Raw genomic sequence first — 8,390 nt, 5'->3', positions numbered from 1 at the left:
TACAAATACGAATATATGTACTGTTTAAAATAAAATTTTATTGGTCTAATCCTGTATCATTTTTTCAGGACGTTACAGATAAAATCTATTACAACCATTCGTCATCATCTTCTGAATCTTCTAATTCAGCATCGATGAATTGGATGTAAAATGCAACAATTTCTCCTTTTCCATTGTATCCAAAATAAGCAGGATAGATTCCTTCTCCGAAACCAGCCTGAAAAATTGGTGATTTAAATTCTGTTGTTGGAATTCTCCAATTGATCCAATCTCCTTCTTCTGATTGATATTTAGGATTATTTTTAGCATTTTCTACGAATAATGCGTTAAAATAATCATCGTATAAATTGACATCACCTTTACTTTCGAACTCATCGATAAATTTTACAAAAGAATCTTTTGCTTCTGCATCAACAATAGTCGCTAAACCACTTTCGATTGAGAAACCAAAGTATTCTCCTTCTTGTAATTCTTCAATCAACTCGATTCCTTTCATTGCTTCTTCATAACGAACAGGTTTTTCGTCTGTAAAAGCAACTTTAACACAACCAATTAAGTTTTCAACATCACCATCGTCTTCAAATTTTACAATGCTTGCAGTGACAGGAAAATTACCTTTTGGTGTTTCAAGGAAATAAGGATCTTTATCCATTGATAAATATTCTCCCAAAGGATCATTCACAAAAATCTTTCCTGAAGGCAAAGACACTTCTCCCAAATCAATTTGGTCAATCTCAACTCCACCAATTTCTTTATCGGTAAAATATTTTTCTAAGTCGTTAGGAGCCAAAGTAAATTCTCTTTTAGATTCCCAAGTTTTTAACCATTCTGCTGTTGGTTGCATATTTTTTTATTTTAAAGTGGTACAAAATTACATTAAATAATGATAGCGAGAGAATAGAGGTTGATTTAATTATCTCAATTTCTTTTTTAATTCGTTTTTATCGATGTCATATTCTAAATGCATAATCGAAATTAAATCTTCTTCGGAAAGTAGATTATTTTTGTAATAATTGATTAAAAAAGGCTCTATTTTCGAAAATTCTGATAACGAATTTTGTTTGAAATAAACTTCAATGAATTGTTTGTCTTTGGTTTTTAATGTTATCAAATTACTAATTCCGTGTGAACCTTCTGGGGTTTCAAATTCACCAAATGATTTTACTGCTTTTCCTTTATAATCATCATTATCAATTACAATGGAAAATAAATCCTTAACAGCAAAAAATTGATCTTTTACTGAAATTCCATCTTTTGAGAAAGTAAGTTTTCCATCAAAATTACCTTTTAATTCTGTTGATGGTTTTTTGAAATAACCATTCCAATAGGCCACAACTGTTGCCAAAAGTCCAATAAAAATGTAATAATACGTTTGATTTTTAAAAACTTTCAATTCTAAAAAAAGAAAGCTGATTACCGTAACAGCAAGAAAAGATAGAATCAATTTTACAATTTGCTTGTTGTTTTTTTTAGGTTTTTCGGGTACAAAAATTTCAAAACTATAATTATCCATGTGCAATTTCTTTACGAACTCTACTTAAACTCTCGGGCGTGATTCCTAAATAAGAGGCAATCATCCATTGGGGGATGCGAGAAAGTTGGTTGGGGTATAAACGCATAAACTCTAAATAGCGCGTTTTTGCTGAAGCACCAAGTAATAAATTGATGCGGTCTTGTAAACTACGTACATGATTCTGAATCAATTTGTTTTGTGCAGCTAAATAATTTGGGTTCAAACTAATAATTAGTTCATTCAATTTTTCATTTAACAATATCACTGTCGAGTCTTCAATTGCTTGAATGTAAAACTTAGATTTTTGTTTACAGAAAGCACTGTTTCGATCGCTTACAATCCAATTTTCTGTTCCAAATTGTAGTACATGTTCTTTCCCATTATCATCAATTGTGTAAGAACGAATAACACCCGATTCAACAAAATAATAGTCTTCAGAATATACACCTGGCTCTAAAATAAACTCATTTTTTTTATATTCTTTTACAACTAATTCATTTTCTATTTTTGACCATTGTTCTGTGGTCAAATCAATGATTGTTGATAAATGTTTTTTATAATTTTCCATACATATAGCAGTATGTTTACAAATTTAGCAGATTTTAATTAATAATAATGTATCAAAATTTGTTACATTTAAAATAAATGATTACTTTTGAAGTATTAAATCATTAAAATGAATAATTTAAGATTTGCAACAGCTATACATATTTTAGTTTTGGCTGAAAAATTTCAGGGGCAATTAATTACTTCTGATTTTATTGCAGGAAGTATCAATGTAAATCCAGTTGTTGTACGTCGTGAAATTAGGTTTTTGAAAGAAGCAGGTTATATCAATTCGAAGAAAGGGAAAGAAGGTGGAATTTTTTTGACGAAAAATGCAGCCGATATTTTACTTGGAGATGTTTATAAAATTGTAAATCACGAAAATATTTTCGGAAAAATGAATCAAACAAATCCTGAATGTCCAATTGGAAAACAAATGAACGCAAATCTTGAAGTTTTATTTAATAAAGCGGAATCTGACTTAATAAAAACATTAAATCATAAAACATTAAAAGAGTTTTCTGATGATTTTCAGTAAATTTTTTTTGAATTTAATTGTAACAATATTAATTACAATATATAATTAATCAAACAAATTATAAAAAATGAAAGTAGCAGTAATTGGAGCAACAGGTTTTGTAGGCTCACACATTGTAAAAGAGTTAGTGGATAGAAATCAATCTATTAAAGCATTTGCAAGAAATACAGATAAAGTTTTGGATAGCAAAAATGTAGCAAAAGTTGCCTTAGACGTAAATGATGTACAAGCTTTGTCTACAGACCTGAAAGGGGCGGATGTAGTTGTAAGTGCATTTAATGCTGGGTGGTCAAATCCATCTATTTATGAAGATTATATAAAAGGAGCAAAAGCAATTGAAGAGGCAACGAAGTTAGCAGGTGTAAAACGGTTGATAGTGATTGGTGGTGCAGGAAGTTTGTATGTGAATGACGAAAAAGAAGTACAAATTGTAGACGCTCCTGGTTTTCCAGAAGAAATCAAGCAAGGAGCTTTGGCTGCAAGAGATTATTACAATATCCTAAAACAAGATAATGAATTGGATTGGACGATGTTTTCTCCAGCACCAGAAATGCATCAGGGAACATCAGGAGAGCGAAAAGGAAAATATAGAGTTGGAAAAGATGTGCCTGTTTTTAATGAAGAAGGGCGTAGTGTTTTGTCTGTAGAAGATGTGGCGGTTGTCATTGCAGATGAAATAGAAAATGCGAAGTACATTAAAGAAAGATTTACTGCAGCCTACTAAGGGTGTGGTAAATGATAAATAATATCAAATTTTTAGGACAAAAAGATTGTTTTTGGTACGATTTGTGAAAAATACAAATCAAATGCAAGAATAATGAAATTGTCAATAGCAATAGGATGTTTACTCTTAAGTGTAGGTTTCGTTCTTTTATGCTCTTTCTTAAATCTTGAAATATTTTTTAACCTACTACTTGGAATAATATTTTTATTATGTAGTTTGTTAATGGGGTACTTAGGATTTAATTTTTTGTTCGATTATCTAAATCGCACAAGATTATTAAAAAAAGGTTTAAAAGTTAAAGCTCATATTATAGAAATTAAAAGAAGCTTATTAGGCGAAAATCATTTACCAGATTATGTTGTAGAAGTTTTTTACACACATCCTAACACAGAAAAAATTTATTATACAGAGTTCGAATATTTTGGTGATGTAAATGCGAACGAACGATTAAAAAAAGGAAAAGATGTTGATATTTTGATCGATCCGCAGAATCCAGAAAATATTTACTTCAAAAATGTCATATAAAAGGAACTAAATTTTTAGTTCCTTTTATTATTTTCTAATTTTTACTGATTAAAAATATTTTATTTTAAATGATCCAATAACATTTCGGCAGTAGCAGGGTTTGTAGCTAAAGGAATATTGTGTACATCACACAATCTCAATAACATATTAACGTCTGGTTCGTGAGGATGTTTTCCCATTGGATCTCTAAAAAAGAAAACCATATTTGTTTTTCCTTCTACAACACGAGCTGCAATTTGTGCATCACCACCTAAAGGTCCAGAAAGATAGCGTGTCACTTTCAATCCCGTTTGTTCAGCGTATTTACCTGTTGTTCCAGTTGCTATAAAAGCTATGTTGTTTTTATTTAACGCTTCTTTATGTTTCATTAAAAAATTTACCATTTCGGCTTTTTTACCGTCATGAGCGATCAATGCTATTTCCATATATTTTTTCTATTTAATCTAAAATCTTACTTTTGTACAAATTTAGCAGAACAATCTTAAATATTGAGTTGTTTTGAGAATTATAAATAGTAAAACGACTATGAAATTTAATTTATTAACGGTAAAAGAAATTGTAAAATTAACAGCAGATTCGGTTCAAATTACATTTGATGTTCCTGATGAATTGCAAGATCAATACAACTTTTTACCTGGACAATATATCACACTAAACATAAACGGAGAACGAAGAGATTACTCTTTATGTGCTTCTCCAAATGATAAAAAATGGAGTATAGGGGTAAAATCTCAACCAAACGGAAAAGTTTCGAATTATCTTTTCAATGATTTAAAAGTTGGAGATCAATTAGAAGTTTCGACACCAAGTGGTCGCTTTACAATTCCTACAAAACCCAACGAAAAACGTACATTATTGGCTTTTACTGCAGGTAGTGGAATTACACCAATTATGAGTATGTTAGAGTTTACGTTGCAAACAGAGGAGTGGGTGAACTTCCACATTTTTTATGTGAATAGAGACGAAAATTCGATTATGTTCAAAGAGCGTTTGACGGAATTGAAACAAAAGTATCCAAACAACGTTTTTATTCATCATTTTTTCACAAGACAAGAACAAGAAAATTTCATTTACAACGGACGAATTGATGAGAAAAAATTTGATTTAATCTTGAATCAAATCATCGATATCAATGAAGTTGATGAAGCAATGGTTTGTGGACCTGAGGAAATGATTTTGACTTTAGCTAAGAAAATAAACGAAGCGGGAATTATCGAAAAACATATTCATTTTGAAATGTTTAATCCATCTGTTAAAACAGAAGATATTTTTACTAAACACGATGAAGGTCCTCAAACGGTTCAAGTTACAGTAACACTCGATGGTGAAACATCTGAAGTGACTTGGGATAGAGGAAAAAATTTGGTTGATACCATGTTAGATGCTGGTATTGACGCACCTTATTCTTGTAAAGGAGGTGTTTGTTCTTCTTGTATGTGTAAGGTGATAGAAGGCGAAGTGCATATTGGAGACAACTATGTATTAACGGATTCTGATTACGAAGAAGGAATAACATTAGCGTGTATTTCTCGACCAAAATCGGCTACTTTATCAATTGATTTTGATGATGTTTAGAAATAAGATTAATAAAAAAATGGCGAACAGTAATGTTCGCCATTTTTTTTATGATTTGATTAATCTTCTTCATCAAACATTTCTTTGAATGTTATAATCTCTCTTCCTGGAAGGATTAAATTTAATGCAACACCAATGATAGACGCCAAAGCCATTCCTTCTAACGAAAATAAATCTCCAATATGAATTGCTGCTCCTCCAATTCCAATGATTAGAATAACAGAAGATATGATTAAGTTTCGTTTAACCTTGAAATCTACTTTATTTTCAATCAACATTCTCAAACCACTCGAAGCGATAATTCCGAATAATAAAATGGAAACTCCACCCATTACAGGTGTTGGAATTGTGCTTAATAGAGCTGAAATTTTTCCGCAAAATCCAAATAAAATAGCAAAACAGGCAGCGCCAACAAATACATAAATACTAAATGCTCTTGTTATAGCCAAAACGCCAATGTTTTCACCATATGTTGTATTAGGAGGTCCGCCCAAACACGCAGCAATCATCGTCGCAACTCCATCTCCTAACATCGATTTGTCTAAGCCAGGATCATCAATCAAATCTTTGTTAACTACTTTACTTAAGACTAATTGATGTCCAATGTGTTCAGCAATAGGTACAATTGTAACTGGAATCATCAGGAAAATAACATACCAAGATAGTGTAGGAGTATAATTGATAAATGGAATAGTAAAATCTGGAACCATAAACCATTTCGCTTGTAAAACAGGTTCTAAATTAACTACTCCCATTGCAATAGCAAAAAGATATCCACCAATAATCCCAACTAAAATAGGGATAACACTTAAAAATCCTCTACTAAAAATTGCGGTGATCACCGTAATAATCAATGTAACAAAACCAATGGTAACATATGTTAAATCATATTCTCCAGTAGGATTATTTGTCACCATTTTAATTGCTGTTGAAGCCAATCCCAGACCAATAACCATAATAACTGGACCTACGACAATTGGTGGTAAAAGTTTCATCAGCCACTTTGTACCTGCTGTTGCGATGATAAGCGAGACAATGGAATAAGTAACTCCGACTAAAAAACTTCCGACTAAAAAACTTCCGACTGCAATACCACTTTCAGGATTTGCTTCTAACGCTTTCATTGCTATAATTGGATTGATAAATGCGAATGAAGAACCCAAATAAGAAGGAACTTTTCCTCTTGTTATAAGGATGAAAACCAATGTTCCTATTCCGCTCGAAATTAATGCAATTGCAGGCGACATTCCTGTTAAGGCAGGAACTAATACTGTAGCTCCGAACATTGCAAAAAGATGCTGTATACTCAATAATATTCCTTGTCCTAACTTCGGTTTTTCGTTGATCGCTAAGACAATTTTTTGGTCATTTTGTTGACTCATTTTAAAAGAAATTGAAATTGTTTTTGTTTGAGTGCAAAAGTAGTTCAAAACGATTAATTAGTTGTGAAATCATATAACTATTTCACCTAATAATATAAATGGTATGCCGCAATTTAGTTCGAAATTTGTGAGTGTAAATCAATGAATGATGAAGACAAAAGAATTAAAATTCAAAACAAATATAAATTGCAACGGTTGTCTAAATAAAGTAAAGCCTTACTTAGATCAATTACAAGATTTAGAATCTTGGGAGGTTGACACGAATAATCCTGATAAAATTTTAACAGTTAAAGGTGTACGAATAACTAAAGAAGAAATTATTGATACAATCGAAGAAGTTGGTTTTAATGCAGAATTAATTAAAGAATAAAGGTTTTTAGGTAGAACGACTTATTTTTTGTGATAATTTAAGTCAATGTAATCCCAATCATTTACGAATGATTTGGGATTTTTAATACAAAATAATTAATAAAATTATTCTATTTTTCTCATAATGAGTCATTAACTTTGCAGCTTCAAAATTTGAAATGAACAGTAAACGCATCATAAAATTCGTTACCATTCTGATTATTTTTATTATTCAGTTTTTATTTCTATTCTCGATTATAAACGAGCGTATAGAACATGATCTTGTACCGTATATTATTGTTGCAATTTGTCTGCTTTTGCTGATTGTTTACCGCAAATTTCCTTTGCATCATCACGAATATTCCTTTGATCGAAAAACATTGGTTTTATGGATCCCAATCGCTGCAATAATTACCTATTTAATGAATAATAAATTAGGCTTAGGTGCAGTTTTTTCTGCGGGAATTATTGGTACTTTAGGTTCCTTTTTCACGAAGCTAAATCCACGTTCTGATTATTTAAAACAAGTTGCAGGACCTATTTATTGTGGAGCTTTTATTGGAATGACTTCCTTGGATGTTGAATATGTTTATTGGATGATTATTACAGCAGGAATTTTTACTGCGTTGTTATTTTTTGCCACAAAATCATTATTTGTTGGTGTAGGTGGAAAACTTGGTACTTTAGCTTTTATAGGCGTTTTATTGAGTATGTTATTGTTTAAATTAATCTTAGGCTAATGATTATTGAATTTTTAATATTAATGATGTGTTCAATTATTGCATCGTTGACAACTTTTGAATTAAACATTCGTTTTAAGCAAGGTCCAATTCGTTCATCTGCGGTGATAGCGATGATTATTGGTGGTTTTTTCTACTTTTTTCCAACCATTTTGCCTCAATTTTACACGGACAATATACCTCTTTACGTAATTGGTGGAACGTTCATCGGAATGGTTTCTTCGACAATTAATATCAGTTATTTTTCGTTGATTTTTTCGCCCATGTTATTTGCTATTTTATTGCATTACACGAGTCAGATTTTTAATGGTTATGGAGGTGCATTAGGCACAACAGCGTGTATTGCGTTGATGTGTACAATGGCTTTTCCTATCATCACAAAAAACAAAAAAGTAACCTATGGTTATCGCTTGTTACGTGTTATGTTTAAGAAGAGAAAACGTAAAAAAGTAATTAAATTAAAAGTTTAATATAATCCATTTAATTGCTTTATAATTAA

The 8,390-nt window shown here is 30.9% G+C and carries 12 protein-coding genes; 7 read left to right on the top strand and 5 right to left on the bottom strand.

Going from position 1 to position 8,390, the window contains the following annotated elements:
• Positions 1 to 88: 88 nt before the first annotated feature.
• From IF125_RS09845 to IF125_RS09835, 3 genes are all read right to left on the bottom strand, one after another.
• The gene (locus IF125_RS09845; RefSeq protein ID WP_225542363.1) at positions 89 to 844 is read right to left on the bottom strand and encodes a DUF4241 domain-containing protein; all 756 of its coding nucleotides are present in this window, start codon (positions 842 to 844) and stop codon (positions 89 to 91) included.
• Between the two features lie 69 nt (positions 845 to 913).
• Positions 914 to 1,513, bottom strand: a complete 600-nt coding sequence (locus IF125_RS09840; RefSeq protein ID WP_225542362.1) for a hypothetical protein — start codon at positions 1,511 to 1,513, stop codon at positions 914 to 916.
• Positions 1,506 to 2,081 (bottom strand): Crp/Fnr family transcriptional regulator, encoded by a 576-nt coding sequence (locus IF125_RS09835; RefSeq protein WP_225542361.1) that lies wholly within the window; start codon positions 2,079 to 2,081, stop codon positions 1,506 to 1,508. The genes IF125_RS09840 and IF125_RS09835 overlap by 8 nt, the downstream gene beginning before the upstream one ends.
• 108 nt (positions 2,082 to 2,189) lie before the next feature.
• On the opposite strand from IF125_RS09835, the gene IF125_RS09830 reads away from it, so the two are divergent.
• The 3 genes from IF125_RS09830 (at position 2,190) to IF125_RS09820 (ending at position 3,846) form a co-directional block, all read left to right on the top strand.
• The gene (locus IF125_RS09830) at positions 2,190 to 2,597 is read left to right on the top strand and encodes an RrF2 family transcriptional regulator (protein ID WP_171622038.1); all 408 of its coding nucleotides are present in this window, start codon (positions 2,190 to 2,192) and stop codon (positions 2,595 to 2,597) included.
• Positions 2,598 to 2,664: 67 nt separating this feature from the next.
• A complete protein-coding gene (locus IF125_RS09825) occupies positions 2,665 to 3,321 on the top strand; it encodes an NAD(P)-dependent oxidoreductase (protein WP_225542360.1) in 657 nt (218 codons plus the stop codon).
• Between the two features lie 222 nt (positions 3,322 to 3,543).
• Entirely contained in the window at positions 3,544 to 3,846 is a 303-nt protein-coding gene (locus IF125_RS09820; RefSeq protein ID WP_171622040.1) for a DUF3592 domain-containing protein, read from the top strand.
• 59 nt (positions 3,847 to 3,905) lie between these two features.
• Here the strand turns inward: IF125_RS09820 and IF125_RS09815 are convergent, their stop codons facing one another.
• A complete protein-coding gene (locus IF125_RS09815) occupies positions 3,906 to 4,271 on the bottom strand; it encodes a methylglyoxal synthase (protein WP_171622041.1) in 366 nt (121 codons plus the stop codon).
• Between the two features lie 100 nt (positions 4,272 to 4,371).
• Between IF125_RS09815 and IF125_RS09810 the strand changes: the two genes are divergently transcribed.
• The gene (locus IF125_RS09810; protein WP_225542359.1) at positions 4,372 to 5,421 is read left to right on the top strand and encodes a 2Fe-2S iron-sulfur cluster-binding protein; all 1,050 of its coding nucleotides are present in this window, start codon (positions 4,372 to 4,374) and stop codon (positions 5,419 to 5,421) included.
• Between the two features lie 59 nt (positions 5,422 to 5,480).
• On the opposite strand, the gene IF125_RS09805 is transcribed toward IF125_RS09810, so the two are convergent.
• Positions 5,481 to 6,803 carry a solute carrier family 23 protein gene (locus IF125_RS09805; protein ID WP_225542358.1) on the bottom strand — a complete coding sequence of 441 codons (1,323 nt, stop codon included), beginning with the start codon at positions 6,801 to 6,803 and terminating at the stop codon, positions 5,481 to 5,483.
• Between the two features lie 148 nt (positions 6,804 to 6,951).
• On the opposite strand from IF125_RS09805, the gene IF125_RS09800 reads away from it, so the two are divergent.
• The 3 genes from IF125_RS09800 to IF125_RS09790 all read left to right on the top strand — a co-directional run bounded on the left by IF125_RS09800 (position 6,952) and on the right by IF125_RS09790 (position 8,361).
• On the top strand, positions 6,952 to 7,173 hold the full coding sequence (locus tag IF125_RS09800) for a heavy-metal-associated domain-containing protein (protein ID WP_225542357.1): 222 nt from the start codon (positions 6,952 to 6,954) through the stop codon (positions 7,171 to 7,173).
• Positions 7,174 to 7,330: 157 nt separating this feature from the next.
• Positions 7,331 to 7,891 carry a hypothetical protein gene (locus IF125_RS09795; RefSeq protein WP_225542356.1) on the top strand — a complete coding sequence of 187 codons (561 nt, stop codon included), beginning with the start codon at positions 7,331 to 7,333 and terminating at the stop codon, positions 7,889 to 7,891.
• Positions 7,891 to 8,361, top strand: coding sequence for a hypothetical protein (locus tag IF125_RS09790; protein WP_171622046.1), 471 nt, complete (start codon positions 7,891 to 7,893; stop codon positions 8,359 to 8,361). Before IF125_RS09795 ends, IF125_RS09790 begins: the two co-directional genes overlap by 1 nt.
• The last annotated feature ends 29 nt before the right edge of the window (positions 8,362 to 8,390 follow it).

The sequence above is a fragment of the Empedobacter stercoris genome (assembly GCF_020281205.1).
In the GTDB taxonomy this organism is placed as follows: domain Bacteria; phylum Bacteroidota; class Bacteroidia; order Flavobacteriales; family Weeksellaceae; genus Empedobacter; species Empedobacter stercoris.
This window is presented reverse-complemented; position numbering and strand designations above follow the sequence as displayed.

What these genes read in the sequence shown, in the direction of transcription:
- IF125_RS09825 (WP_225542360.1), top strand. Translation starts at nt 2,665, where the DNA reads ATGAAAGTAGCAGTAATTGGAGCAACAGGTTTTGTAGGCTCACACATT.
- IF125_RS09840 (WP_225542362.1), bottom strand. Translation starts at nt 1,513, where the DNA reads ATGGATAATTATAGTTTTGAAATTTTTGTACCCGAAAAACCTAAAAAA.
- IF125_RS09815 (WP_171622041.1), bottom strand. Translation starts at nt 4,271, where the DNA reads ATGGAAATAGCATTGATCGCTCATGACGGTAAAAAAGCCGAAATGGTA.
- IF125_RS09835 (WP_225542361.1), bottom strand. Translation starts at nt 2,081, where the DNA reads ATGGAAAATTATAAAAAACATTTATCAACAATCATTGATTTGACCACA.
- IF125_RS09820 (WP_171622040.1), top strand. Translation starts at nt 3,544, where the DNA reads ATGGGGTACTTAGGATTTAATTTTTTGTTCGATTATCTAAATCGCACA.
- IF125_RS09795 (WP_225542356.1), top strand. Translation starts at nt 7,331, where the DNA reads ATGAACAGTAAACGCATCATAAAATTCGTTACCATTCTGATTATTTTT.
- IF125_RS09810 (WP_225542359.1), top strand. Translation starts at nt 4,372, where the DNA reads ATGAAATTTAATTTATTAACGGTAAAAGAAATTGTAAAATTAACAGCA.
- IF125_RS09830 (WP_171622038.1), top strand. Translation starts at nt 2,190, where the DNA reads ATGAATAATTTAAGATTTGCAACAGCTATACATATTTTAGTTTTGGCT.
- IF125_RS09805 (WP_225542358.1), bottom strand. Translation starts at nt 6,803, where the DNA reads ATGAGTCAACAAAATGACCAAAAAATTGTCTTAGCGATCAACGAAAAA.
- IF125_RS09790 (WP_171622046.1), top strand. Translation starts at nt 7,891, where the DNA reads ATGATTATTGAATTTTTAATATTAATGATGTGTTCAATTATTGCATCG.
- IF125_RS09845 (WP_225542363.1), bottom strand. Translation starts at nt 844, where the DNA reads ATGCAACCAACAGCAGAATGGTTAAAAACTTGGGAATCTAAAAGAGAA.
- IF125_RS09800 (WP_225542357.1), top strand. Translation starts at nt 6,952, where the DNA reads ATGAAGACAAAAGAATTAAAATTCAAAACAAATATAAATTGCAACGGT.